Origin of the sequence: Sphingomonas sp. UNC305MFCol5.2 (assembly GCF_000712135.1) — a bacterium.
Lineage (GTDB): Bacteria > Pseudomonadota > Alphaproteobacteria > Sphingomonadales > Sphingomonadaceae > Sphingomonas.
This window is the reverse complement of record NZ_JOOE01000004.1, coordinates 40,269-66,135: the sequence shown is the minus strand read 5'-3', so window position 1 is coordinate 66,135 and position 25,867 is coordinate 40,269. Positions and strand designations below refer to the sequence as shown.

The 25,867-nt window shown below is 65.7% G+C and carries 25 protein-coding genes and 1 pseudogene; 18 read left to right on the top strand and 8 right to left on the bottom strand.

The genetic code is table 11. The annotated features are described in order from the left end of the window. Positions 1–65: 65 nt before the first annotated feature. The 3 genes from ftsH (at position 66) to BR78_RS0116340 (ending at position 2,839) form a co-directional block, all read left to right on the top strand. Positions 66–2,039: an ATP-dependent zinc metalloprotease FtsH gene (gene ftsH / locus BR78_RS0116350; protein ID WP_029937102.1), complete on the top strand. Its 1,974-nt coding sequence runs from the start codon at positions 66–68 to the stop codon at positions 2,037–2,039. Positions 2,040–2,105: 66 nt separating this feature from the next. Further along, positions 2,106–2,477, top strand: a complete 372-nt coding sequence (locus BR78_RS0116345) for a hypothetical protein (protein ID WP_029937101.1) — start codon at positions 2,106–2,108, stop codon at positions 2,475–2,477. Between the two features lie 26 nt (positions 2,478–2,503). Further along, the gene (locus tag BR78_RS0116340) at positions 2,504–2,839 is read left to right on the top strand and encodes a hypothetical protein (protein ID WP_029937100.1); all 336 of its coding nucleotides are present in this window, start codon (positions 2,504–2,506) and stop codon (positions 2,837–2,839) included. 169 nt (positions 2,840–3,008) lie between these two features. Here BR78_RS0116340 and BR78_RS0116335 read toward each other — a convergent pair whose 3' ends face one another. Continuing rightward, positions 3,009–4,070 carry a DUF3667 domain-containing protein gene (locus BR78_RS0116335; protein WP_029937099.1) on the bottom strand — a complete coding sequence of 354 codons (1,062 nt, stop codon included), beginning with the start codon at positions 4,068–4,070 and terminating at the stop codon, positions 3,009–3,011. Positions 4,071–4,116: 46 nt separating this feature from the next. On the opposite strand from BR78_RS0116335, the gene BR78_RS0116330 reads away from it, so the two are divergent. From BR78_RS0116330 to BR78_RS0116285, 10 genes are all read left to right on the top strand, one after another. Further along, positions 4,117–5,376: a glutamate-5-semialdehyde dehydrogenase gene (locus tag BR78_RS0116330; protein WP_029937098.1), complete on the top strand. Its 1,260-nt coding sequence runs from the start codon at positions 4,117–4,119 to the stop codon at positions 5,374–5,376. After that, the gene (locus tag BR78_RS0116325) at positions 5,373–5,720 is read left to right on the top strand and encodes a hypothetical protein (RefSeq protein WP_029937097.1); all 348 of its coding nucleotides are present in this window, start codon (positions 5,373–5,375) and stop codon (positions 5,718–5,720) included. Before BR78_RS0116330 ends, BR78_RS0116325 begins: the two co-directional genes overlap by 4 nt. Beyond that, complete coding sequence (locus BR78_RS0116320) at positions 5,717–6,376, top strand: nicotinate-nucleotide adenylyltransferase (RefSeq protein WP_029937096.1); 660 nt, start codon at positions 5,717–5,719, stop codon at positions 6,374–6,376. Before BR78_RS0116325 ends, BR78_RS0116320 begins: the two co-directional genes overlap by 4 nt. Positions 6,377–6,454: 78 nt before the next feature. Next, positions 6,455–6,766, top strand: a complete 312-nt coding sequence (gene rsfS, locus BR78_RS0116315) for a ribosome silencing factor (RefSeq protein WP_156022401.1) — start codon at positions 6,455–6,457, stop codon at positions 6,764–6,766. A gap of 36 nt (positions 6,767–6,802) precedes the next feature. After that, complete coding sequence (locus BR78_RS0116310; RefSeq protein ID WP_029937094.1) at positions 6,803–7,225, top strand: 23S rRNA (pseudouridine(1915)-N(3))-methyltransferase RlmH; 423 nt, start codon at positions 6,803–6,805, stop codon at positions 7,223–7,225. 3 nt (positions 7,226–7,228) lie between these two features. Continuing rightward, positions 7,229–8,401: a murein hydrolase activator EnvC family protein gene (locus tag BR78_RS0116305; RefSeq protein ID WP_029937093.1), complete on the top strand. Its 1,173-nt coding sequence runs from the start codon at positions 7,229–7,231 to the stop codon at positions 8,399–8,401. Positions 8,402–8,466: 65 nt separating this feature from the next. After that, positions 8,467–9,798, top strand: coding sequence for a S41 family peptidase (locus BR78_RS0116300; RefSeq protein WP_029937092.1), 1,332 nt, complete (start codon positions 8,467–8,469; stop codon positions 9,796–9,798). Between the two features lie 3 nt (positions 9,799–9,801). Continuing rightward, positions 9,802–10,284: a disulfide bond formation protein B gene (locus BR78_RS0116295; protein WP_029937091.1), complete on the top strand. Its 483-nt coding sequence runs from the start codon at positions 9,802–9,804 to the stop codon at positions 10,282–10,284. Further along, the gene (locus BR78_RS0116290) at positions 10,281–10,814 is read left to right on the top strand and encodes a demethoxyubiquinone hydroxylase family protein (protein WP_029937090.1); all 534 of its coding nucleotides are present in this window, start codon (positions 10,281–10,283) and stop codon (positions 10,812–10,814) included. Before BR78_RS0116295 ends, BR78_RS0116290 begins: the two co-directional genes overlap by 4 nt. A gap of 48 nt (positions 10,815–10,862) precedes the next feature. Further along, positions 10,863–11,273: a hypothetical protein gene (locus BR78_RS0116285; protein WP_231478292.1), complete on the top strand. Its 411-nt coding sequence runs from the start codon at positions 10,863–10,865 to the stop codon at positions 11,271–11,273. A gap of 5 nt (positions 11,274–11,278) precedes the next feature. Here the strand turns inward: BR78_RS0116285 and BR78_RS0116280 are convergent, their stop codons facing one another. Together BR78_RS0116280 and BR78_RS0116275 are read right to left on the bottom strand one after the other, a co-directional pair. Next, complete coding sequence (locus BR78_RS0116280; RefSeq protein WP_029937088.1) at positions 11,279–12,493, bottom strand: glycosyltransferase 87 family protein; 1,215 nt, start codon at positions 12,491–12,493, stop codon at positions 11,279–11,281. A 134-nt stretch (positions 12,494–12,627) separates the two neighbouring features. Continuing rightward, entirely contained in the window at positions 12,628–13,107 is a 480-nt protein-coding gene (locus BR78_RS0116275; RefSeq protein WP_029937087.1) for an Lrp/AsnC family transcriptional regulator, read from the bottom strand. Positions 13,108–13,220: 113 nt separating this feature from the next. On the opposite strand from BR78_RS0116275, the gene BR78_RS0116270 reads away from it, so the two are divergent. The 4 genes and pseudogenes from BR78_RS0116270 to BR78_RS21420 all read left to right on the top strand — a co-directional run. Next, positions 13,221–13,583, top strand: coding sequence for a VOC family protein (locus BR78_RS0116270; RefSeq protein WP_029937086.1), 363 nt, complete (start codon positions 13,221–13,223; stop codon positions 13,581–13,583). Between the two features lie 65 nt (positions 13,584–13,648). After that, on the top strand, positions 13,649–14,839 hold the full coding sequence (locus BR78_RS0116265) for a parallel beta-helix domain-containing protein (RefSeq protein ID WP_029937085.1): 1,191 nt from the start codon (positions 13,649–13,651) through the stop codon (positions 14,837–14,839). Beyond that, on the top strand, positions 14,836–15,855 hold the full coding sequence (locus tag BR78_RS22210) for an SO2930 family diheme c-type cytochrome (RefSeq protein ID WP_037566998.1): 1,020 nt from the start codon (positions 14,836–14,838) through the stop codon (positions 15,853–15,855). The genes BR78_RS0116265 and BR78_RS22210 overlap by 4 nt, the downstream gene beginning before the upstream one ends. Then, positions 15,831–16,577, top strand: a pseudogene (locus BR78_RS21420) (UdgX family uracil-DNA binding protein); the annotation flags it as partial. The gene BR78_RS22210 and the pseudogene BR78_RS21420, both read left to right, overlap by 25 nt. On the opposite strand, the gene BR78_RS0116250 reads toward BR78_RS21420, so the two are convergent. From BR78_RS0116250 to BR78_RS0116230, 5 genes are all read right to left on the bottom strand, one after another. Further along, positions 16,574–17,362, bottom strand: coding sequence for an aldo/keto reductase (locus tag BR78_RS0116250; protein ID WP_231478291.1), 789 nt, complete (start codon positions 17,360–17,362; stop codon positions 16,574–16,576). The pseudogene BR78_RS21420 and the gene BR78_RS0116250 sit on opposite strands and share 4 nt — an antisense overlap. Positions 17,363–17,389: 27 nt before the next feature. Beyond that, on the bottom strand, positions 17,390–18,100 hold the full coding sequence (locus BR78_RS0116245; protein WP_037566996.1) for a DJ-1/PfpI family protein: 711 nt from the start codon (positions 18,098–18,100) through the stop codon (positions 17,390–17,392). 51 nt (positions 18,101–18,151) lie between these two features. Next, on the bottom strand, positions 18,152–19,765 hold the full coding sequence (locus BR78_RS0116240) for an alpha-amylase family glycosyl hydrolase (protein ID WP_029937080.1): 1,614 nt from the start codon (positions 19,763–19,765) through the stop codon (positions 18,152–18,154). Next, complete coding sequence (locus BR78_RS0116235) at positions 19,762–21,558, bottom strand: alpha-amylase family glycosyl hydrolase (protein WP_029937079.1); 1,797 nt, start codon at positions 21,556–21,558, stop codon at positions 19,762–19,764. The genes BR78_RS0116240 and BR78_RS0116235 overlap by 4 nt, the downstream gene beginning before the upstream one ends. Before the next feature lie 74 nt (positions 21,559–21,632). Further along, complete coding sequence (locus BR78_RS0116230; RefSeq protein WP_231478290.1) at positions 21,633–24,365, bottom strand: TonB-dependent receptor; 2,733 nt, start codon at positions 24,363–24,365, stop codon at positions 21,633–21,635. 342 nt (positions 24,366–24,707) lie between these two features. Here BR78_RS0116230 and BR78_RS0116225 point away from each other — a divergent pair, with 342 nt between their 5' ends. Then, complete coding sequence (locus tag BR78_RS0116225; RefSeq protein WP_029937077.1) at positions 24,708–25,736, top strand: LacI family DNA-binding transcriptional regulator; 1,029 nt, start codon at positions 24,708–24,710, stop codon at positions 25,734–25,736. Positions 25,737–25,867 lie beyond the last annotated feature (131 nt).

Here is a 25,867-nt window from a genome sequence, read left to right as displayed (position 1 = left end):
CATAGTGTTCCATTGCCATTAACCTGGCGGCGCCTATCTAGGACGGGCGAAAGGTATCGAGCTCGATGAACGACAACAACAAGCCGCAGGGTCCCGAAAACGGCGGCGGCAATCCCTGGATGAAAAGCCTCCTGATCTGGGTGGGCATCCTCGCGGCGCTGGCGCTGTTCGTGAACCTGTTCGACCGTCCAGGTGCGCAGGCCGCAGGCGATGCGATGTCCTATTCGAGCTTCCTCGACAAGGTGCAGGCCGGCGAGGTCAAGTCGGTCAACATCGCCGCGGGCTCGGCAGGCACCAGCCTCGTCTCGGGCACGCTTTCGAGCGATGCGAAGTTCCGCACCAACGCGCCCAATGATCCCCAGCTGATCTCGACGCTGCGCGAGAAGGGCGTGACGATCAACGCGCGTCCGGAAGAGCAGCCATCGGTCTGGTTCTACATCCTCTACCAGTCGCTGCCCTTCCTGCTCTTCCTCGGCATCGCCTTCTTCGTGCTGCGCCAGATGCAGAAGAATTCGGGTTCCGGCGCGATGGGCTTCGGCAAGAGCCGCGCCCGCCTGCTGACCCAGAAGGAAGGCAAGGTCACTTTCGACGACGTCGCCGGCATCGACGAGGCGCGTGAGGAGCTGCAGGAGATCGTCGAGTTCCTCAAGGACCCGACCAAGTTCGCGCGCCTCGGCGGCAAGATCCCCAAGGGCGCATTGCTCGTCGGCTCGCCCGGCACCGGCAAGACCCTGCTCGCCCGCGCGATCGCAGGCGAGGCGGGCGTGCCGTTCTTCACCATTTCGGGTTCGGACTTCGTCGAGATGTTCGTCGGCGTCGGCGCCAGCCGTGTCCGCGACATGTTCGAACAGGCCAAGAAATCGGCGCCGTGCATCGTCTTCATCGACGAGATCGACGCGGTCGGCCGTTCGCGTGGCGCGGGTCTCGGCAACCAGAATGACGAGCGCGAGCAGACGCTCAACCAGCTGCTCGTCGAGATGGACGGCTTCGAGGCGAACGAAGGCATCATCATCATCGCGGCGACCAACCGCCCCGACGTGCTCGATCCGGCGTTGCTGCGCCCGGGCCGCTTCGACCGCCAGGTCGTGGTGCCGCGCCCGGACATCGAAGGCCGCGTGAAGATCCTGTCGGTCCATATGAAGAAGGTGCCGCTGGCGCCCGACGTCGATCCCCGCGTCATCGCGCGCGGCACGCCGGGCTTCTCGGGCGCCGATCTGGCGAACCTCGTCAACGAGGCGGCATTGCTCGCGGCGCGCCGCGGCAAGCGCCTCGTCGCGATGAGCGAGTTCGAGGACGCCAAGGACAAGGTCATGATGGGCGCCGAGCGCAAGTCGATGCTGATGACCGAGGACGAGAAGCGCATGACCGCCTATCACGAGGCTGGTCACGCCATCGTCGCGATGCACGAGCCCGCGTCGGATCCGATCCACAAGGCCACGATCATTCCGCGCGGCCGCGCCTTGGGCATGGTGATGCGCCTGCCCGAGCGCGACCAGAATTCGATGCACCGCGACCAGATGTACGCGCATCTCTCGATCGCGATGGGCGGCCGCGTCGCCGAGGAACTGATCTTCGGCTACGATCGGGTGAGCTCGGGCGCATCGTCGGACATCCAGTCCGCGACGCGTCTCGCGCGCTCGATGGTGACGAAATGGGGTATGTCCGAAGCGGTCGGCCCGCTCGAATATGCCGACGACGATCAGAACTATCTCGGCTACGGCATGGCGCGTCCCGCGCACATGTCGAACGAAACCGCACAGCTGATCGACGCCGAGATCAAGAAATTGGTCGAGGGCGGGCTCAACCGCGCCAAGCAGGTGCTGACCGACCATGTCGACCAGCTCCACAGCCTCGCCCAGGCGCTGCTCGAATATGAGACGCTGACCGGCGAGGAGATCAAGCGGCTGATCGCTGGCGAGGACATGGGCCGCGAGGACCCCGGCACGAAGGCGGCTCCGGTCGCCGCCGCGGGCACCTCGATCCCGAAGATTCGCAAGCCCAAGGGCCCGTTCGGGAGCCCCGCCCCGCAAGGTGCATAAGTTCAGTTGACGTTAAACGGGTTACGATTAGCCCTCTCCCGAGCGATCGGGGGAGGGCTTTTTCCTATGCGGCGGTTGACGGTTCTGGTGATTGCCACGGCGCTGATCGTGCCGACGACGGCGCAAGCGATGACCGTCGCGCAATTCCTCGCCAAGGCGAAGGCGCTGCAGGCGCAAGGCGCGCTGGCGTTGCTCTCGCCCGACGCCGAGCTGATCAAGCACGAAGTCGCCGCGATCCGCGCCGCTTATACCGCCGATCTGCGCGCCGCGCGCGCGGCGGGCAAGACTCCGCACAGCTGCCCGCCCGAGACAGGCAAGCCCAAACTCACGCCGAAGCAGATGCTCGCCGAGCTCGAGAAGATCCCGGTGGCGAAACGGGGAATGAGCATGAAGGCCGCAGTCTACGCCTATATGAAGCGGACTTATCCGTGCCGGTGAGGCACTTGGTGCTGGCGGCTGCGGGGATGAGCCTGCTCGCAGCTCCCGTGCAGGCAATGCCGGTCCGTGAATTCATCGCACGGTGGACTGCGGTGGAGAAGCTCGGCGAGATGGCGAAGCTCGATCCCGAGCTGCGGCGGCTCATGAACGAGCTGGAGACGATCCTCGGGGCCTGGCGCGCCGATGTCGACAAGGCGAAGGCGGCAGCGAAACCGATCGCCTGCCCGCCGCCTCCCGGACAGGCGGAATTCGAGAGCGACAAGCTCATGGCCCATTTCAAGGCGCTGTCACCGGCCGAGCAGGAAATCGAACTCAAGGACGGCGTCTACGTCTATCTCAACAAGACCTATCCCTGCCGGTGACGCCGCTTTGGCGCGGCCTGGGAATAGTGCTGGAAATGTAGGATTTGTTCTGCTGGGGTCTCGGCATGGCGCACCGACCGCATCTCCGCCCCACTGCCGCGCGCGAAGTTGACTGCTTCGCGCGCGCGAAGGGGTAGTCAACTTCGTCAACTTCGCCCCGGCAGCGGCCCTAGCCGGTCATCCCCATCGCCACCAGGATCAGCAGGAAGAGCACCAGCACGATCGCGATGAACCAGGTCAGCACGATCGCGCGCAGCACTGCCGACCACCAGCGCAGCTGATAGGCCTGCTTGAGCTGCCGGGTGATGTGGAAGAACGGGATGAACACCCCCGCCATGCCCAGCCAGCCGGAGGGCACGCCCAGCTGCGCCGCCAGCGTAATCACGATGAACAGCAGCGACATGAACGCGATCGAGTAGATGATGAAGACCGCGTGGTCGTAGAGCTTGTACTGGCGCTTCCAGAAGAACAGCAGCCACAGGAACGGCAGCGACAGCGGGATCAGCAGCCACGAGAATTTATAGACGCTCGACTGGAGCTTGTAGAGCATCAGCGACGGGTTCTTCTTCCACTTCTCGATGCCGTGATCAAGCGTGTACCAGCCGGTGCGGACCTCCACGATCTGGTCCACCTTGTCGGGCGAGACGTGCTTCGCAGCTTCGTTCAGCTCAGCCAAATCGTGGTTCGCTGTGGCGATGCGCTGCTCATATTTGGCGCGTTTCGGATTGTCGGGTGCGAGCGCGCGCAGTTCCCGGGTAGCCTCTGCGCGATTCTCCTCGGCATCCTTGCGCGCCTCCTCGATCGCTGTGGCTGGCTTGGCGGTGAGGCCCGAGATCTCGCTCGGTGCGGAGATTCCCGCGAACGAGAAGACTGCGAACATCGCGAAGATCGAGAAGAGGAAGATCGCCATCGGCGAGACGAATCGCGCGCGTTCGCCGGCGACGTAACGCCGGGTGAGATCGCCCGGGCGCCACGCGAGCAGCGGCAGCGTGCGCCAGAACTTGCCTTCGAAGTGGAACACGCCGTGGACGATCTCGTGCCCGACCGCGCCGAGCGAACGATGGACGTGTCCCGATTGCCCGCAATGATGGCAGTGCGCGCCGATCAGCGCGGTGCCACAGTTGAGGCACATATGCTCCGCGTGCGATTGCCCCTCGCCGGCCCGCGGCTCCAGCGCGCGGCCCAGCAATCCTCCGGTGACGATTTCACCAGCTGCCTCGAATTCCCCCATGCGCGACGCCTATCAGCTTGCGCCAAGCCGTGCTAGCGGGTGCAGCATGGCCGATGCCGATATCCAAATGCTGATCACAGACATGGCCGCGCGGGCCCGCACCGCCTCGCGCCGCCTCGCGGCGATGACCAGCGACCAGAAGAGCCGTGCCTTGCTCGCGGCCGCAGCCGCAATCCGCGAGGCGAGCGACGCGATCGTCGCGGCCAATGCCGAGGACATGGTCGCGGCCCAGGCTTCGGGGCTGTCGGGCGCGCTGCTCGATCGGCTGCGGCTCGATGCGAGCCGTGTCGAGGCGACCGCCGCCGGCGTCGAGGCGGTGGCGCGGCTCGACGATCCTGTCGGCAAGGTGATCGAGCGTGTCGATCGGCCCAATGGGCTGGTGCTGACCCGGGTGCGCATTCCGATCGGCGTGATCGGCATCATCTATGAGAGCCGCCCCAACGTCACCGCCGATGCCGGCGCGCTCTGCGCGATGTCGGGCAACGCCGCGATCCTGCGCGGCGGCTCGGAAGCGATCCGCAGCAACCGCGCGATTCACGCCGCGCTGGCGAAGGGGTTGGAAGAAGGCGGCATGCCCGCCGATGCGATCCAGCTTGTCCCCGTCACCGATCGCGCCGCGGTCGGCGCGATACTGACAGCCGAGGGTGCGATCGACATGGTCGTGCCGCGCGGCGGCAAGGGCCTCGTCGCGCGCGTCCAGGCCGAGGCGCGCGTGCCCGTGCTCGCGCATCTCGACGGGCTCAACCACACCTATATCGACCGTGCCGCCGATCCCGCGATGGCCCGGGAACTCGCGCTCAACGCCAAGATGCGCCGCACCGGCATCTGCGGCGCGACCGAGACCTTGCTGATCGACCGCGGCTTCGCCGATCCCGCACCGGTGCTCGCAGCACTCGCCGAGGCGGGTTGCGAGCTGCGCGGCGACGCCGAAATCCAGGCGATCGAACCGCGGACGCTGCCGGTGGAATGCGGCGACTGGGACACCGAATATCTCGACGCGATCCTGTCGGTGAAGCTCGTCGACGGCGCCGAAGACGCGATGGCGCATATCGCCGCACACGGATCGCATCACACCGATGCGATCGTCACCGAGGACGCGGCCGCTGCCGAGCGCTTCCTCGCCGAAGTCGACAGCGCGATCGTGATGTGGAACGCCTCGACCCAGTTCGCCGACGGCGGCGAGTTCGGGCTGGGCGCCGAGATCGGCATCTCCACCGGCCGCCTCCACGCCCGCGGCCCTGTCGCGCTCGAAGGGCTGACGACGTACAAATGGGTCGTTCGGGGCACCGGCCAGGCGCGGCCGTGACCGACACTGTGACGCTATGGCGTCCCGTAGGCCCCGGGGAGCTGGAGCTGATCGAGGCGAGTGGGATGCGCGAATTCCCGCCGCGCCTGCCCGAGCAGCCGATATTCTATCCGGTCACCAGCGAAGAGTATGCAGTGAAGATTGCGCGCGACTGGAATGTCCCGGAGAGCGGCGCGGGTTTCGTCACGCGCTTCGATGTGCAGCGTGCCTTTATCGCCAACTATCGTGTCGAGGATGCGGGCGGCCGTGCGCATCGCGAATATTGGATCCCCGCCGAAGACCTGCCCGCATTCAATGCGGCGATCATCGGCGCGATCGAAGTCGTCCGCCGCTTCCCCGAATGAAGCGCATCGGACTGCTCGGCGGCTCGTTCAACCCGGCGCATCGCGGGCATCGCAGGCTCTCGCTCCATGCGATCCGCACGCTTGGGCTCGACGAGGTATGGTGGCTGGTCTCGCCCGGCAATCCGCTCAAGGACAAAGCGGGGATGGCGCCGTTCAAGGCGCGCATGGCCTCGGCGCAGAGGATGGCGCTCCATGCGCCGATCCGGGTCACCGATATCGAGAAACGGCTCAGGACACGCTACACCGCCGATACGCTCGATCGCCTTTCGCGCGCCTTTCCCAAGCATCGCTTCATCTGGCTGATGGGCGCCGACAATCTTGCCCAATTCGATAAATGGGAGCGCTGGCGCGACATTGCGCGACAGGTTCCGATTGCGGTGATTGCACGTCCCGGCTATGATGCACGGGCTCACGCTAGTCCCGCGATGAGTTGGCTGCGGCGCGCTGTGCGGCCCGCAGGCCAGGCGAAGAAATGGACGAGTTGGAGATTGCCGGCCCTCGTGCTGCTGCGCTTTCGCCCCGATCCGACTTCGGCGACCCGCATCCGCGCCGCCGACCCTGCCTGGCACCGGCGCTTTCCGAACGCGCGTTCGATATCCATATCGGCGCCGTCCGTGCCGTCTCCACCGTCGCGCACAGACATGTTGCAACCCTGAGGAACTAACTTGGCCACTTCCCCCAATGTGCAGCGCGTCCCCGGTGCCGATGGCGTCGAGGCACTGCATGCACTCGTGATGACTTCGCTCGACGACGATCAGGCGGTCGAAACCGTCTCGATCCCGCTCGCCGGCAAGAGCAGCATCGCCGACTATATGGTCGTCGCCTCCGGGCGCTCGACGCGCCAGGTAGCGTCGATGGCGACCAAGCTCGCCGAGAAGATCAAGGCCGAGTTCGGCCGGAGCCCGCGTGTCGAGGGCCTGCCCACCGCGGACTGGGTGCTGATCGACGCAGGCGACGTGATCGTCCACCTGTTCCGCCCCGAAGTGCGCACCTTCTACAATCTCGAGCGGATGTGGTCGTTCGGGGAAAACGCAGGGCAGGCGTAGTTTGCAGTTAGAGGCCCGCACCGCGACGGAGGGCTGATGCTGCTCCACATCGTCGCGCGCGGGCGCATCGGGCGCGGGCCCGAGGCCGAGCTGGTCGAGCGCTATCTGAAGCGCGTCGCCTGGCCGACAAAGATCACCGAACTTCCCGACGCCGGCGGCAAGATGCCCGAACAGGCGCCGGGCACGCGGATCGTCATGCTCGATGAGACCGGGGAGAACCTTCCTTCGCGTCTGCTCGCCGAGAAGCTGGGGCGCTGGCGCGACGACGGCGTGCGCGAGACGCGGTTCCTGATCGGCGCGGCAGACGGTTTCGACGATGCCCAGCGCGCGCAGGCCGACCTGCTGGTCTCGTTCGGGCGGGCGACCTGGCCGCATCTGATGGCGCGCGCGATGCTCGCCGAGCAATTGTGGCGCGCCACGTCGATCCTTGCCAATCATCCCTATCACCGCGAAGGGTGAGCCATGGGACCCGCGCGGAGCACCGCCACCGCTATGGCATTGCTGGCGATGCTCGCCGCAGGAAGCATGGCGGACGCGCAGCAGTTGCGCGAGCAGCAAAAGCGGCTGCAATCGGCGAAGACGGCGTCCGATGCCGCGCAGGCCCGCGCACAGGCATTGGAGAATGCAGCCGCCAACGAGCGTGATCAGGCCATACAGGCCCGCGCGCAGGAAGCCGCCGCCGCCGAACGCATCAAGGCGGCCGAGGCCGACATCATTGCCGCCGAGGCGCGTATCGCGATCGTCGATCGGCTGCTTGCGGCGCAGCGCAGCCAGGTCGCCGAGCGGCAGGGCCCGGTGGTTCGGTTGATCGCCGCGCTGCAATCGATGGCGCGCCGCCCTGCGGTGCTCGGGCTCATCCAGCCCGGATCGACCGAAGACATGGTCCATGTCCGCGCCGTGCTGGGCACCACCATGCCCGTCGTCGAGCGGCGCACTGCCGAGGTGCGCGCCGAGCTCGCCCGCGTCCAGCAACTCCGCGCCAATGCCGGGACCGCGGTGCGCGCGCTGCGCGAAAGCCGGGCGCGACTGGAGGATGAACGCATCGGACTCGTGCGGCTCGAGGCCGAGCATCGCGCGCGCTCACAGGAATTGGGGCGTAGTGCGCTGGTCGAATCGGACCGGGCGCTCGCGCTCGGCGAACGTGCGCGCGAGATCGTCGACCAGATGGAGTCGCAAGGCGAGGCCGACCAGATACAAGGGGAATTGCTCGCTCTTTCCGGCCCGCTGCCGCGGCCCGATACCGAAGCCGCGCCAGCCGCCGTCAAGCATGTCGCCGCCTATCGCCTGCCCGTGGCCGGACAACTCGTCACGGGCCTTGGCGAGCTCTCCACCACCGGCGTCCGCGCGCGCGGCCTCACGCTGGCCACTCTGCCCAACGCCCGCGCGATCGCCCCTGCCGCCGGACGCATCGTCTATGCCGGGCTTTTCCGCGGCTATCGCGGCGTGATCATCATCGATCACGGCAATGGCTGGACCTCGTTGGTCGCGGGGCTCGGCGGGCTGGCGGTGCGGGTCGGTGATCGGGTTTCGCAAGGCCAGCTGATCGGGCGAGCGCCCGGCGGGGGCGATCCCCGAATCACGATCGAGTTGCGCCGTCGCGGCCAGCCCATGGATCTCACGCAATTGCTCGACTGACAGGCCGTGTAAATGCCGTTATCCTGCACTAGATTGTGCAAGTCGTTTTTGTCGAAAGTCGTATGATGCTTCGTCCGCTTCTCCAGGTCACCGCCGCAGTCAGCGCGCTCGCGCTCGTCCCCGTCGCCTCGGGCGCAATGGCGGGTGTCGATACCAACAGCTACCGCGAGCTCGACACCTTCATGGAAGTCTTCAATCAGGTGAAGGCGAACTATGTCGAGAAGGTCGACGACCAGACGCTGATCAAGGGCGCGATCCAGGGCATGCTCGCCGCGCTCGACCCACATTCCTCCTACGCCGACGGGCTCGATTTCGACAATCTCAAGATCCAGACCGACGGCAATTACGGCGGGCTGGGCCTCACCGTGACGCAGGAAGACGGCGCGGTGAAGGTGATCGCGCCCACGGAAGACACACCGGCGGCCCGCGCGGGAATCAAGTCGGGCGATTTCATCACGCATCTCGACGGCAAGTTCATCGTTGGCGGCAGCCTCGACGAGGCGATCGAGCAGATGCGCGGCCAGCCGGGCACCAAGATCAACCTGACGGTCGTCCGCCCGGGCGCCGACAAGCCGCTCCAGTTCAGCCTCGTGCGCGAGATCATCGTGCAGAAGCCAGTGAAGTGGGAGGTCAAGAACGGCGTCGGCTACATCAACATCAACACCTTCACGGCACAGACCGGCGCCGACACGATCAAGGCGATCCAGGGCATCGACAAGCAGCTCGGCCACAAGCCGCTGGGCTATGTCGTCGACCTTCGCGAGAATGGCGGCGGGCTGCTGAGCGAGGCGATCGCGGTTTCCGATGTGTTCCTCGGCCATGGCGAGATCGTCTCGCAGCGCGGCCGCGAGAAGAACGACATCGAGCGTTATTACGCCGAATCGATGGTCCCCGGCGATCTCGCCAAGGGGTTGCCGGTGATCGTGCTGGTCGATTCGGGCACCGCTTCGGCTTCCGAAATCGTCGCAGGCGCGCTGCAGGATCATCATCGCGGCCTCGTGATGGGTGTGCGCAGCTTCGGCAAGGGATCGGTACAGACGATCCTGCCGATGGGCCAGCGCGCCGCGCTCAGGCTCACCACCGCACGCTATTTCACGCCTTCGGGCCATTCGGTGCAAGAAGGCGGGATCAAGCCCGATCTGCTCGTGCCGCAGATCTCCGATCCCGATTACAAGGATCGCACGGTGATCCGCGAGGCCGATCTCCGGAAGCATTTGATCAACGCCGAGAAGGTCGACGACGCGACGCTCGAGGACGATGCCCGCACCGATCCGCGCTTCGCCCAGACCGCCGAGCAGCTCAAGAAACAGGGCATCGACGACTTCCAGCTCCATTATGCACTGCAGACGATTGCCCGCTCGGGCGGCAAGCCCCAGGTCGCAGTCAAGGGCCGCTGAGGCGTGCGCAGGGACGGGCTCCGGACCGCGCGGCTGATCGCGCTCCTCCTGCCGGCCGCATTGCTCGCCGGAGCGTGGGGATCGCAATTGTTCGGGCTCGTGCCGTGCGAGATGTGCCACTGGCAGCGCTGGCCGCATTATGCGGCGGTCGGGGTCGCATTGCTCGCGTTCGCGCCGCTGCCGCGGCCGGTGCAGATGCTGTTCGTGCTGTTCGCCGCGTTGCTGATCGCAGTCAGCGGCGCGATCGGCGTGTTCCATGCCGGAGTCGAATATCATTGGTGGCAGGGGATCACCGCCTGCACCGCTCCCGTCGGCCATGGCGATGCGATGGATATCCTCAATCAAGCACTTCGCCGCCCACTCGTGCGTTGTGACGTACCGCAGTGGACGCTCTTCGGAATCAGCCTCGCGGGCTTCAACGCGATCCTGTCGCTGGGGGGAGCCGTGACGATCTTCGCGCTGGCGCCGCGAAAGGCGCGGCGATGAGCTGGAAGCCGGGCGATCGCCGCGAAGGCCATGACGCGATGGTCCGCGTCGATCAGGCCGGCGAATATGGCGCGACGCGCATCTATGCCGGACAACTCGCCGTGATGGGCGATCGCACGCCGATGGCGCGCATGATCAACGGCATGGCCAATCAGGAAGAGCGCCACCGCGCATTTTTCGACGCGATGATCGCGCGGCGCGGCGTGCGGCCGACCGCGCTTCAGCCTTTCTGGAACGTGGCCGGCTTCGCATTGGGCGCAGTCACCGCGGCGATCGGTCCGTCCGCCGCAATGGCCTGTACCGCGGCGATCGAAACCGAGATCGACCTGCATTACCAGCGTCAGCTAGCCGAGCTCGGCAGCGGCGATACCGAGCTGCGCGATGCCGTCGCCCGGTTTCGCGAAGAGGAAATCGAGCATCGCGACACTGCGATCGCCTCGGGCGCGGAGAATGCGGTGGCCTATCCGCTTCTCTCGGGGTTGATCCGGATGGGGTGCCGGGCGGCCATTGCAGTATCGAAACGGATATGACAGGCCCGGTTAAGCGTTGAGGCGCCAGGACAGGCGCGAGGAGACAGCATGATGCTCAAGCGGATCGTGATCGTGGCGGGGCTTGCCGCAGCGCCCTTGCTGGTACCGGCCGCACAGGCGCAAAATGCCGCGCAGAACGGCGTCCTGCTCATCTATGGCGACGACAAATGCCCAACCAACGACAATGGCGAGGAAATCGTCGTCTGCCAGCGGCTCGATGAGAGCGAGCGCTTCCGTATCCCCCAATCGCTGCGGGATCAGTCCGTCCGCCCGCAGATCAGCGAGAGCTGGGCAGTGCGTTCGCAGGACGCGCTGGACACGGGCCGGACGGGCGGCGTCGGCAGTTGCTCGACGGTGGGCCCCGGCGGCTCCACCGGCTGCTTCGTGCGTCAGGCCACCCGCGCGCGCGCCGAGACACGGGCGCGCCAGCAGGAAGCATCCAACCTGCCGCTGCCCTGAGCGGCTCAGCCCCTACGCAGCAGCCATTCCGGCGGATCGCGCAGCACGCACTCGCCGATGATCCACAGCATCGCCACGGCGCGGAAGCCCGCAGCCAGTGCAATATGGATATAGCTCGTCGCCGGCCAGCCATGCTCCATCCCGGCGAACCACCAGAATTCGGCGAAATAGGTGCCCAGATCCCCCAGCACGAACAGGCCCACCGGCCATAATCGCGGCGCGGTCATCAGCAGCAGCGGATAGAGCCAGAGGTCGAACTGCGGCGAATAGACTTTGTTGGTCAGCATGAACCAGGCGAGCACCGGCGTGAACAACACCCAGAGGTGCGTACGGTGCTGGCGCCAGCTGAGTGCGACGATCAGCGTCGTACCCAGAACGAAGGCAATTGCGGCATAGCGATTGCGGTCCTCGATCCAGGTGAACCACCAGCCCATGTTGGAGAAGATCTCCCAGCTCGCGGCCGCGGTGCCCTGGCGTTCCTGCGAGAAGCGATAGAATTCGCTCCAGTTCTCGGGTGCGAACCAGGCGACCGGCAGATTGACCAATCCCCACGCCCCGATCGCCGCGGCCGACAGCGCCGCCGCGCGGAGCAGCCGCTCGCGCCAGGGACGGGCGTCGCCGAACAATGCGCCGAGTCCGATCAATGGCAGCGCGAGCACCGGAAACAGCTTGGCAGCGGTGCCGAGTCCCGCCGCCGCCGCCGCGGGCACCAGCCGCCCTTCACGCGCGAGCAGCAGCGCCGCCACCGCGAGTGCCGCCGCGGCCATATCCCAATTATGCCCGACATAGAGGATCAAGGGTGGCGCCAGCGCCCAGCCCCAGAGGCGATTCTCGTCCATTCCCGCGCGCAGCAACAGCCACAACACCAGCGCGGCGAGCAGCCCGTTGGCAATCGTCACCACGCCGAGAAAATGGCCGTCGCGCGCGCGATGGCCGAACAGCAGGCGCGTCGTCGCGCCCTCGACCCAGATCTGCGCACCGGTGAGCACCGGATATTCCATCCGGGTCTGGAAATAGGGAATCTTGCCCTCGGCCACTTCGCGCCCGTGCCAAAAGGGCATCACGTCATTGTAGCAGCCGGTGGTGTATTGCTCGGCATCGGTCCAGCCGCCGGGCAGGCAATGTCCCTTGAACAGCCAGCCAGCGCCGATGGTGAAGACCAGCGCGATCCACAGCGAAGCCACGCGCCAGTTCACATCGCGTGGAAGAGCCCAACCCATGGCTCGGCTGCTTATCGCGCGCGACGAACGGCGTCCATGCCGCCAAAATACAATGCGCCTTGCGCCTCGTCGGTCATGAGCAAGCGCGACTCAGCGGCGGCAGGGATTGGTTCGACCGGGTCACGCAAATAGCCTTAATCCGCCGAGTCGATGGGCACGAACAGGCTGCGCTTGCCCACTCCGAGCGCGACATTGGTGGTGAAACGGCGGACGTTGGGATTGTCGCCCATCAGCCGGCTCATCAGCGCGTCGTACGCACCGACATCGGGTGCGACCACCACCAACACAAAATCGGCGGTGCCGGTAACATAATAGACCTGCTGGATCCACGGCTCGGCTGCAAGCCATTGGCGCAGTCGCGCAATCAACTCGGGCCGCTCGCGTTCGATCTCGAGCGCGGCGAGGAAGAAGTTCGGCTTGCCCACCTTCAGCGGGTCGACCACCGCAGCGGTCGCGACGATGACGCCGTCGTCCCGCAACCGCTTCAGTCGGCGCAACACGGAAGACGGCGAGAGCCCGACCTCCTCGGCGAGCGCATCCGCGGTGCGTCCCGCGTCGCGCTGGACGAGGGTGAGGAGCTTGCGGTCGAACGCGTCGAGGTCGGATCGGGCCATCGCCGTCACTCTAGCGCCAATCTGCGCGGGAATCCGCCATGTGGATATTCATTTCGCGGGAATCCACCGAGCGGGCACCCTTATCTGTTCGCATATTATTCAAGGAGCTCCCGATGATCGACCATATCGAAATCCGCACGTCGCGCATGGCCGAAAGCCTGTCCTTCTATGCCAAGGCGCTCGGCCCGCTCGGTTACACCCAGAAGGTCGATGGCGACGCCAAGGGCTTCGGCAACGACAGCGCGCTCGACCTGTTCCTCGTCGAAGGCACGCCGTCGGACGTGCATTTCGCCTTTGCCGCGCCTGATCGCGCGACGGTGGACCGGATCTACGACAAGGGCCGCGCCGCCGGGCTGACGCTGGATCGAGCGCCGGCGCTCGCCCCGCATATCCACCCGAATTACTACGCCGGCTATCTCCGCGATCCCGACGGACGGCTGGTCGAGTTCGTCTGCCACGCCGCCGAACCCGGCTAATTAACAAGGGTGTCAATTCACTTCGCTCTGATTATCATGCCCAAAAATAAAGATGGGAGAGCAGGATGAAGCGATACTGGACGCTCGCGGCCGTGCTGGCCGCCAGTCCGGCGGCGGCGCAGACCGTGACCGTGGAGGCCGGCGCAAATGCGCAGGAGCGGTTGCAGGCCGCACTGATCGAGGCGAAGCCAGGGAGCATTGTGCGGATCGGCGCAGGCCGCTTCGAGCTCACCGACGGCCTCAGCCTCGATGTCGATCGCGTCACCGTGCGCGGCGCCGGACCCGATAAAACCGTCCTCAGCTTCAAGGGCCAGCTCGGCGCCGGCGAGGGACTTCTCGTCACGTCGGACGACGTGGTGCTGCGCGGTTTCGCGGTGGAGGACAGCAAGGGCGACGGGATCAAGTCCAAGGGCGCCGACCGGATCCTCTACAAGGACATCCGTGTCGAATGGACCGGCGGGCCCAAGGCCACCAACGGCGCCTATGGCGTCTATCCGGTCGAGAGCAGCGATGTGCTGATCGATCGCGTCACGGTGAAGGGTGCGTCGGACGCGGGCATCTATGTCGGCCAATCCGACCGGATTATCGTCCGCAACTCGACCGCCATGTACAATGTCGCGGGGATCGAGATCGAGAATAGCGGCCACGCCGATGTGACCGGCAACCTCGTCACGCACAATACCGGCGGCATCCTCGTCTTCGACCTGCCGGCGCTGCCCCGACGTGGCGCGGGCTGGGTGACGGTGAGCGGCAACAAGGTGGTCGACAACGACACGCCCAACTTCGCGCCCAAAGGCAATATCGTCGCCACTGTCCCCACCGGCACCGGCGTGCTGATCATGGCCGCGAACAATGTCACCGTCACCGGTAACGAACTCGCTGGCCATGGCACCGCCAACATCATGGTGATCGCCTATCGGCAGCCGTTCGATGACAAGGGCTATAATCCCCTTCCGCGCCACGTTCATCTCGCTGCCAACAAGCATGGCCACGCCGGTTTCGCGCCCGCCATGCCGGGCGGCGCCGAGCTCGCCAAGGCGCTGGGAGGCACCTTGCCGCCGATCTTCTGGGACGGCACCGGGGGAGACGCGGTGGACCTCACCGGTGACAATCAGGTGCCGATGCTGTCGCTCGGTCTCGCGCTCGGCGCAGGGATCGAGACTGCCAAACCGCAGCCGGTCAAGCTCAGTGAGAAAATCCCGCCGCCGCCCGGTATCGTGAAATTGCCCCCGGCGATGGAGGCCGCGGCGAAGTGAAGGCGCTGCTAGGCGCCGGGGCGTTGCTCGTCGCCGCGCTGGTCGCCCGACCGGGCGGCGTCGACGACACTGCGATCACCGGCCAGGGTTTCCCCGCGCATCTCTCCGAATTCGGCCTGTTCACCGATCTTCCGACTCGCACCCCCGCCGCGCGGATGATCCGCTACGATCTCGAGACCGCACTCTTCTCCGATTATGCCGAGAAAGAGCGCTATCTCTACTTGCCCGAGGGCGCGCAGGCGAAATACGACCCCGACCAGGTATTCGAGCTCCCAGTGGGTGTCGCGCTGGTCAAGACCTTCGGCTACCGTATCGACGGAATATTCAAGCCGATCGAGACGCGGCTGCTGCTCCACCGCGCGAGCGGCTGGGTCGCTTTGCCCTATGTCTGGAACGCCGCGGGCACCGATGCGGATCTGAAGCGCGCCGGGACGCGCGTCCCGGTGACGTTCAACGACCCGTCGGGCGCGTCACGCAGCATCAGTTATGCCGTACCCAACCAGAACCAGTGCAAGGACTGCCACGCGCTGAACGGCCGGATCACGCCGATCGGCATCAAGGCGCGCTATCTCAATCATAATGCCCAGCTCGACAAACTAGTCGCCGGCGGCATGCTCGACCGGCTCCCGGCCGATGCACCGCGGATCGCGCGTTGGGACGACGCCGCTGCGCCGCTGGAAGCGCGGGCCCGGGCCTATCTCGAGATCAATTGCGCGCATTGCCATAATCCCGCCGGCGCCGCGTCGAACTCGGGGCTGTTCCTCGACTGGCGCCAAGGCGATCGCACCGCGCTGGGTATCCGCAAGCGCCCCGTTGCGGCGGGACGCGGCAGCGGCGATCGCGATTTCGCGATTCAGCCGGGCGCCCCCGACGCCTCGATCCTGATCTACCGGATGGAAAGCACCGATCCGGGGATCGCCATGCCCGAGCTCGGCCGCGCTACCGTCCACAAGGAAGGCGTTGCGCTGGTCCACGACTGGATCGATGCGATGCCGAAGGCCGCACCGGCGCGTTGAGCCTCTGCCGCGCTCCCGCGAGACGAGGAAAGAACCCGCCGGGAACCGCGTTGGTAAGGGAGCATTTGGCAGGCGCCCGGGCGCGGGAGAAGGCAAGGGTGACGAAAGCGCGGACCGGAATCGGCCACAATAAAGCGGCGGCCTGGGGAGCCCTGCGCGAAGAGGCGGCGCGCTGCACGCGCTGCCATCTCTACGAGCATGCGACGCAGACCGTATTTGGCGAGGGTCCGGTCGATGCGCGAATGATGTTCGTCGGCGAGCAGCCGGGCGATCAGGAGGATCTTGCCGGCCGACCGTTCGTCGGCCCCGCCGGGCTGATGTTCGACAAGGCGATCGGCGTGGCAGGGATCGACCGTTCCACCGTCTACGTCACCAATGCAGTGAAACATTTCAAATTCGAGCCGCGCGGCAAACGCCGGATCCATTCCAAACCGGACGCCGGCGAGATCCGCGCATGCCGCTGGTGGTATGAGCAAGAGCGGCTGCTGGTGAAGCCGGATATGACCGTGGCGCTGGGTGCCACCGCGGCACGCCAGATGCTGGGCAAGGTTGTGACGATCAGCGGTAGTCGCGGCCGGGCGATTGAGCTCGCGGAGGGTGGGTTGGGCTGGATCACGATCCATCCGAGCTTCCTGCTGCGCATGCCCGACAAGAGCCGCGCCGAGGAAGAATTCGCGGCGTTCGTCGAGGATTTGAAGGGCGCGGCGAAGGCGCTGGGCTAGAGATTGGCGGGGTTGGGGCCGAGTCGGCCGTCAGGATCGTCGAGCGCATCGATCGCGTCGATATCCTCCAGCTCCAGCGTCACGTCGCTTGCCGCGAGATTGGCGGAGAGACGCTCCTTCGCCGAGGCTTTGGGGATCACTGCGAGTCCGTGATGCAGATGCCAGGCGAGAATTGCCTGTGCCGGCGAACAACCGTGCCGGCCGGCGATGCGAACCACCTCGGGATGTTCGAGCATCGTCCCCTGCCCCAACGGCCCCCAGCTCTGCGTGACGATGCCGTGCGCGGCATGGAATTCGCGAAGGGGACGCTGCTGGAACCCCGGATGGAGCTCGACCTGGTTGAGTGCCGGCACCACGCCCGTCGCATCGATGATCCCCCGCAGATGATCCGGACCGAAGTTCGACACGCCGATCGATTTCGCCCGCCCCTCGTCGCGCAGCCGCACCAGCGCCTGCCAGGTCTCCACATATTTGCCGAGCGACGGCATCGGCCAATGGATCAGGTAAAGGTCGACACTGCCGCGCCCGAGCCGTTCGAGACTCCGGTCGAACGCCCGTAGCGCCGGATCGAACCCCATATCGCTCCGCCACAGCTTGGTAGTGACGAACACGTCGTCACGCCCGCTCAGGCCATCAGCGACGCCGATCTCGTTGCCGTAGAAAGCTGCGGTATCGACCAACCTGTAGCCGACCTCGAGTCCTTCGCGGGTGATCCGCGCGGCCTCGTCATTGGGGACCAGATAGGTACCGAAACCGATCGCGGGGATCGCACGACCGTCGTTCATCGTCAGGGTATCGGGCATGACGAGCGCTTAACCGGCAGATCGCGCCTCCGCCAGCCGCGATGCAATCGCACGCACTTTCTCCACGCGACCCGGCGCGAATTTCTCGACCATCGCATGATATCTGGCGAGCGTCGCCGGATCGGCGTGCTCGGGCGAGCCGCTGTCGAAAGGCGGCGCGGGATCATATTCGAGACTGAGCTGGACAAACTTCGCATGCGCTTCGCCGCGGATCCGCGCAGTCAGCGCGAGTGCGAAGTCGATGCCGGCGGTCACGCCGCCACCGCTGACGCGATTGCGATCGAACACGATGCGCTCGGCGACGGGTTCGGCGCCGAAAAAGGCGAGCTGCTCGCGCGATGCCCAATGGCATGCCGCGCGATAACCGGTGAGCAGCCCGGCCGCGGCAAGCACCAGCGAGCCGGTGCAGACACTCGTCACCCACTGCGCCGTCCCGGCCACCCGGCGAAGCCATGCCAGAGTCTCGGGGTCCTCCATCACGGCGACCGTCCCGAAGCCACCGGGCACGCAGAGGATATCGGTGGACTCGATCTCGGCGAAGGTCGCTGTGGGCAAAAGCGCGAATTGGGCGTCGGTCTCGACCGGTTCGCGCGTCTTCGCAACCAGATCGAGCTTCACATTGCCCATCCGAGACAGCACCTGCGCCGGGCCGGTCAAGTCGAGCTGAGTGACGTGCGGGAAGAGCAGGAAGGCGATGTGGAGCGGCGCGGCTTCGGGCATTGCAATCCTCCGGTCTTCGGAAGCGTGCATAGTCGTCCGGGAACCCGAACGCTATTCGGCGATCAGGCCGGCGAAAGGGGGCAGCAGATCGGCCGTGGCGCCGTTGACGGTTTGAATCACCCGGCGGCCGCGCATCTGCGCAGGCGCTGGAAGCGCGGTGTCACCGAGATTGAACATGCAGAACAGGGTCTGCCCCTCGGCCTCGCGCTCGAACAGCAACAGGGTGCCTTCGGCCTGCCGGATCGTGATCGACCCCGTCATCAGCGCCGGATTCGAATGACGCAGCGCGATCAACCGCCGCGTGAGATTGAGCAGCGATTCGGGATCCGCCTCCTGCCGGTCCACCGCCAGCGCGGCATGATCGGGTCCGACAGGCAGCCACGGGTGCCCCGCCGTGAAGCCGAGCTGGGGGGCATCGGCCTGCCATGGCATCGGCGTACGGGCACCGTCGCGGCTCAATGTCAGCGGCCAATTGGCAATCGCCTCCGGATCGCGGAGATGCTCGAACCCGATCTCGACCTGGGTGAGCCCCAGCTCTTCGCCATAATAGAGAAAGGCATTACCGCGCAGCGAGAGCAACAGGAGCATCTTTAGCCGCGCGAACGCGTCGCGATGGTCGGGCGCGATCCAGCGCGAGATCGCGCGCGGCGCATCATGATTCTCGAACGCCCAGCTCGGCCAGCCGATGCCGGGGGCATGCGGCCAGCCCTCGACTGCATCGCGGACGAGCGCGGGCGTCAGGCGATCGGCATAGAGGAAGTTGAAGCCATAGGCGCTGTTGAGCCGGGTCTCGCCTTCGGTGAACAGGTGCATCTCGGGCTCGGGCGCGGGCCCGCCGACTTCCGCCACCGTGAAGCGTCCACCGAAGCTGTCCGCGAGCCGGCGCAATTTCTCGAGGAAGCGCGGGATATCGGTGTGGCTCTGATTGTAGACATGCTGCTGGAAATCGAACGAGCGGGTGCGCGGCGTGCCGGTATCGGGCGCCGGCGGATTATCGCGCAGTTCGGGATCGTGCATCGTGAAGTTGATCGCATCGAGCCGGAAGCCGTCGACTCCGCGCTCGAACCAGAAGCGCGCGATCGCCAGCGCGGCGTCCTGCACCGCCGGATTGTGGAAATTGAGATCGGGCTGCTCACGCAGGAAATTGTGCAGATAATATTGGCCGCGCCGCGCGTCCCACGTCCATGCCGGGCCGCCGAACACCGATTGCCAGTTGTTGGGAGGAGAGCCGTCGGGCTTCGGATCGGCCCAGACATACCAGTCGGCCCTGGGATTGCTCCGGCTCTCGCGGCTCTCCTTGAACCACGGATGCTGATCCGAGCTGTGCGAATAGACCTGGTCGATGATCACGCGCAGCCCGAGCTGATGCGCGCGCGCGATCAGCGCGTCGAAATCGGCGAGCGCCCCGAAGATCGGATCGACGTCGCAGAAATCGGCGATATCGTAGCCGAAATCGCGCATCGGCGAAGTGAAGAAAGGCGACAGCCACACCGCGTCGACACCGAGCGAAGCGACATGATCGAGATGCGCAGTGATCCCCGCCAGATCGCCGACGCCGTCGCCGTTCGAATCGGCGAAGCTGCGCGGATAGATCTGATAGATCACCGATCCGCGCCACCACGCACGGGTATCGGCCTCGGGTTGCTGGGCAAGCAGTTCGTTCATTGCGGCTTTCCGGCGGCGCAGACGGCATAGCCGAACGCGGGCAGAGAGAGGGCGATGCTGCCCGGCGCCGCGGCACCGGCGGGGCAGGTACCGGCGAGGGCAGTGAAGGCCGCCGATCCGGTCTCGACTTCGATATTGCCAGTCCATGGCTGCGGGCTCGAATTGAACGCGATCAGATATTCGTTTCCTGCGACCGGATCGAAGCGCGACACCGCGAACAGCCCGGGCTTGTCGCCGGCGAAGCGGAGCTGCTGGCGACCGCGGGTCAGCGCGGGGTGCGCGCGGCGCAGCTTCGCGAGCGTGGCGATCTCGCGGAACAGCGGGTGATCGGTGTCGAAGTTCGCAGTGGCATTCGTCTTGTTCGTGCCGAGCAGCTGATTATCGTTATAGACTGCGACCCGGCTGGCGAACATGTCCTCGCGCGCATCCTGATCGCCGCCGTCCCCGACGAAACCCTGCTCGTCACCCGAATAGATCGTCGGCACCCCGCGCAGCAGCAGCAGCATCGCATGCGCGAGCCGGTCGCGCGCGAGCAGTTCCTCGGCGCTCGCCTTTGGATTGGCCTTGCGAATGAAGAAGGCGGCGCGGCCCTGATCGTGGTTGCCGAGGAAAGTCGGGAGCCGCCGCGCGGTGGCCTCGCCGCCTTCATAGAGCGGATCGGCGGCGAACACCGTAGCGAGCCGATCGGTCCCCGCCTCCCCGGCGCTGACCGCATTGACTGCGCGTGCGAAGGCGAAGTCGAGCACTGCTGGCAGCCGGTCTACGCGGGTGTGCCGCGCCAGCGCCGAAGTGTCGGGATCGGCGACCTCGCCGAAGATGTGGAAGTTGGGAATGCCCTTCGCCTTTGCACGCTCGAGCATCGCGGGCACGAACGCCGCCCAGAATTCGGGGTTCACGTGGCGCGCGGTATCGATGCGAAAACCGTCGATCCCGAAGCGATCGATCCAGCCCCCGAAAATCTCGACCATCCCCGCGATCACTCGCGGATTCTCGGTCATTACATCGTCCAGCCCGACGAAATCGCCGAGCAGCGAGCTTTCGCCCGCGAAGGTCGAGTTGCCGCGATTGTGATAATAGATCGGATCGTTGAGCCAGGCAGGTCGCTTCACGTCCTTCTCGGCCGCGGGCACGAACGGCGTGTAGGCATAATCGGGACGCGTTAGCCGCGCGAAGTTCTCCGCCGTCTGCGCCTGATCGCCCACAAAGCCGGGATTGATCGCTTCGCCCTTCCCTCCGCCCTTGCGGCCGTACGGATAATCGGCTCGGCCGCGATACTCGCAGCCGCCGCACTCGCGATACTGGATCACGTCCGCCGTGTGATTGGCGATGATGTCCATATAGACCTTGATGCCGCGTGCATGCGCCGCATCGACCAGCGCCTTGAACTCGGCATTGGTGCCGAAATGCGGATCGACCCGCGTGAAGTCGGTCACCCAATAGCCGTGATAGCCCGCCGATTCCTGCCCCGGCGGCCCCTGCACGGGCTTGTTCCTGAAGATCGGACCGACCCAGATCGCCGTCGCGCCGAGCGCCTGGATATAATCGAGCCGGCGAGTCAGCCCCACGAGATCGCCGCCGTGGAAGAATCCCTTGTGCGTCGGATCATAGCCGGTGACGAGCCGATCCCCCTTCAGCCCGCCGCGATCATTGGCGGTGTCGCCATTCTCGAAGCGGTCGGGGAGGAGGAAGTACAGCACCTCGTCCTCGGGCAATCGATCGCGAAGGCTCTGCGCCGCTGCGGGCGCGGAGAGTACCGACGCGCCAAACAACAACAATGCGTGGAGTCGCATCATATGGGATACGGTCACTTACTCGACCTTTCCGCAGAGGCGCCGCGCGGGGAGGGCCCGCGCGGCGCCAACCATCATCAGAACTTGAAGCTCGCACCCGCGAGGAAGCGGCGGCCATAAGTCTGATAGTCGATGATCTGGAGCGGCTCGCCCGGATTATAGGTGACGAACGGTTCGTCGGTCAGGTTCTGTCCCTGAACGAACAGCGAAAGGCCGTCGAGCGCCGATCCGTCCTGAAAGTCGTAACCGATCTGCGCGTCGACGATCGTCTCGCCCCTGGCGCGCCGCCGAACCCGGCCTGCGCCGAAGCCCGAAACCTCGCCGATGAAGCTCGAGCGGTAGCGAACGCTGCCCCGCGCCGAGAAGCCCCATTTCTCGAAATAGGCGGTGCCGTTGGCGACCCACTTCGAATATCCGGGAATATCCTCGGCAGGGGCGCCGGGGGTCGGCTCGATCTTGGTCTTGGTGTAGGAAATACCGCCGGTCACGCCGAAGCCGTCGAGTGCGCTGATCACGCTGCCGAAGGGCAAGGTCGCGGCCAGCTCCGCGCCGTAGAGCGTGCCGCCCTCGCCGTTGATCGGCACGTTGAGCGTCGCGATCGGCGCGATGATCGCCCCACCGCCCGGCGGCGCCAGCGCGAGGCTGCTCGTCGGAACGATCTGGTCCTGGTTGTAGATGTAGCTCTTCAGGTCCTTGTAGAAGAACTGCGCCGCCACATAGCCCTGCCCGCCGAAATACTTCTCGAAGGTGAGGTCGACGGCATTCGCGCGCCACGGTCGCAGATCGGGGTTGCCGCCATTGCCGTTCGGGAAGGCATAGGTCTGCCCATTCTGCGTGATGATGGCGTAATTGAAATTGATCGTCGCGCGCATGTCGTCGATCCGCGGACGGATGATCTCGCGCGCCGCACTGAAGCGGATCACGAAGTCGCTCGGCAGGCGTAGCGACAGGTTGAGGCTGGGCAGCACGTCGACATAATCGGTGCTCGCATCGCGGACCGCGGCGCCGACGTTCGGCGAGCCGTTGGGATTGGTGCCGAGGAATACCGCGCTGGCGCCGCGCGAATTCTGATCGGTGAAGATCGCCTGGACGCCGAAATTGCCTGTCAGCTTCGATGCGCCGAGCTCGGCGTCGATATCCGCCTGCCAATAGGCGGTCATCAGTTTCTCGCGGATGTCGTATGCCTTGACCACGACGTCGCCATAGGGGTTGGGCACCTTCTGATAGATGCCCCCCTCGAGCAGCGCGATCGGATCATAAGCGATCACCGAGCCGAGGCCCAGAAAGTCCTGGTTCGCCGTGCCCAGGCGATATTGCTCGGGGACGGGAATGCTGACGGTGCCGTCGGTATTGGCGACGAGGCCGAGGAACGCCTCGTCCGGTGTCAGCTTCTTCGAACGGTTGGTGTAGTTGAGCCCGAACTTGATTGCGCCGAGGAAGCCGTCGAGCGCCTTCTCGACCTGGAGGCGATACTGCCACAGTTCGTCCTCGATGATACGGTTGTTGTAATAGCCGTCCTGCCCCCCGATGATCCGGCGGCCGTCGACCGCGGTCTGATCACCGCCCCAGCCCAAGGGACTCGTGAGCAGGATCGTGCCGAAATCGCCGTAGTTTAGGTTGTGCGAAAACGTGGTGGCGTTCTCGCCGCTGATGAAGCCGATCGTGTCGGTCGCGCCGGTTCCTGGGCCGCGGGCCGTGCCGGCATTGCTTTCGAGCACCAGTTCGTTGCGATCGGTCTTCGACATGCTGATGTCGAGCATCGCGTTCCAGCCGTCATCGCTCTCATACTTGCCATTCCAGCCGAACGAATAAAGCTTGGCATGCCGCTGAAAAGCGTCGTTGCGCACCACGCCCTCGACATTCGAGAAGGTGCCCGAGCGGACGAGATTGCCCTCGGTCTGCGCGTTCGAGAGCGGCGATCCACCCCAATAGAGTGGAAGCTCGACGCCGCGCTTGATCTGGTCGTCCTTGAAGTCCGAAAAGAAGCCGTCGAAGCTCGTGGTGAACTCCGGCGCTGGGCGCCATTCGATCGTACCCTGTAAGCCCAGCCGCTTTAACTGCGTCGAAGTGACATAGGACTTGGAGCCACCGATCACATAGGGCGCCGAACCGTTCGCGCCGGTGCCGGCATAGCCCCAGGCGTTGAACTCCTGGATCTGGTAGGGCTCGTCGAGATACGAGGCCGAGAGCGCGATGCCGAGCGTGTCGTTGGCGAACTGGTCGATATAAGTCGCGTTGACCCGGTAGCCGAACTCCTTCGATTCCGGATTGAGCTTGCCGAGATCGACATAGGTGCCGCGGCCGCCGACCGAGAAGGTCCGCCGGCCATAATCGAGTGGGCGTACGGTGCGCAGGTCGACGGTGCCCGAAAGCCCCTGCCCGACGATCGACGCCATCGGTGTCTTGTAGACGAGCACCTGGCTCATGATCTCGGACGGATATTGATCATATTCGACCGCGCGATTGTCGCCGGTCGAGGTCTGCTCGCGCCCGTTGAGAAGAGTAGTCGAGAAATCAGGCGCGAAGCCGCGGATCGAGATCGCGTTCGAACGGCCCGAGACGCGTTGCGAAGTCAGGCCCGGCAGGCGCGCGATAGATTCGGCGATCGAGGCGTCGGGGAGCTTGCCGATGTCCTCGGCCGAGATCGATTCGACGACCTGGTCACGCGACTTCTTCTCGGCGACGGCATTCTCGAGCGCGGCACGGAAGCCGGTGACGACGATGTCGGGACTGTCCTGGGCATCGGCTTCGGCGACCGGCGTTTCCTGCGCGGCGGCGGGCGCGGCGAAGGCGGCAAGCGCGAGCGCCACGGCAAGTGTCCGGCTGCTCGTGCCAAGAGCGATACGAGTGGCCGTCCGGCCCCGGGTTTTGCTGATCAAAGTCCGTCTCCCCTAATCGGCGCGTCGCTCCGGCTCTGCGGCCGGCTCATTTCGAATGCGCAACATGTGACGAGCGAAGGAACTGCCCGCCGTCGACGCGCACTTCTTCCGAAACGGGGGCGCTCGACCAGCCGCTCACATACGTATTCAATAGCGATCCATGCCCCGCGTGACGGATTTGCATCACCTGTGACGTTGACGCGGCGGACGATCTGCGCTGTCTGCATATTATGCGAAGCCGCGAAGACCGCGCGCGGGAAGGGAGCGCCGGGCATGCAACGCAAACCCACTTCATTCGACATCGCCCAGCTCGCGGGGGTTTCGCAGCCGACCGTCTCGCGTGCCTTGCGGGGCGAACTGGGGGTCAACCCCGTCACGCGGCTGCGCATCGAATCGATCGCCAAGCAGCTCAACTACCGCGTCGACAAGGCCGCATCGAATCTGCGCACGCGCCATTCGCAGACGCTGGCACTGCTTTTCTTCGAAGACCCGACCGCCGACGATTCGCTGATCAATCCGTTCTTCCACTCGATGCTGGGATCGATCATCCGCGCCTGCGCCGAGCACGATCACGACCTGCTGATCAGCTTCCAGCAGCTGTCGAGCGACTGGCACAATGATTACGAGGATTCGCGCAAGGCCGACGGGATCATCCTGCTCGGCTATGGCGATTACGAATTGTACCGGACGCGGCTGCGCGCGCTCGAGGATGCCGGGACACATTTCGTGCGCTGGGGATCGGTCCAGTCCGAAGCTTCGGGGCTGACCGTCGGCTGCGACAATCGCGGCGGCGGCAGGGACGCGACCCAGCATCTGCTGTCGCTCGGGCGGCGCAACATCGCCTTCCTGGGCAGCGCATCGAGCCATTATCCCGAGTTCCACGATCGCTATCGCGGCCATGTCGCGGCACTCAAGCAAGGCGGCGTGATCCCGCGGCCCAGGCTCCAGTTCGACGCGATCACCACGGAGGAATCGGGCGCCGCCGCCGCCAACGCGCTGATCGCCAGCGGCGAGAAGTTCGACGCGATCCTTGCCGCCAGCGATCTGATCGCGATCGGCGCAATGCGCGCGCTGGCCGCTGCGGGACTGAACGTGCCCGAGGACGTGGCAGTGGTCGGCTTCGACGACATTCCCGCCGCGAGCTCCGCCAGCCCCCCGCTCACCACCGTGATGCAGGACCCGCGCACCGCCGGGCGCAAACTGGTTGAGACACTGATCGGCCGCATCCGCGAGCAACCGGTCGGGTCGGCGCTGCTGCCGACCAAGCTGGTGGTGCGGAAATCCTGCGGGTCTGCGGGCTAAGTCCTCCTTGAGACTCAATGCCCTACGTCACCCCGGCCTTGTGCCGGGGTCCACCAAGCGGCTCGGCGAGAAGCTGGAGCCGCCTGTTCTTCCGTCGCGGCACGGTGGATCCCGGCACAAGGCCGGGATGA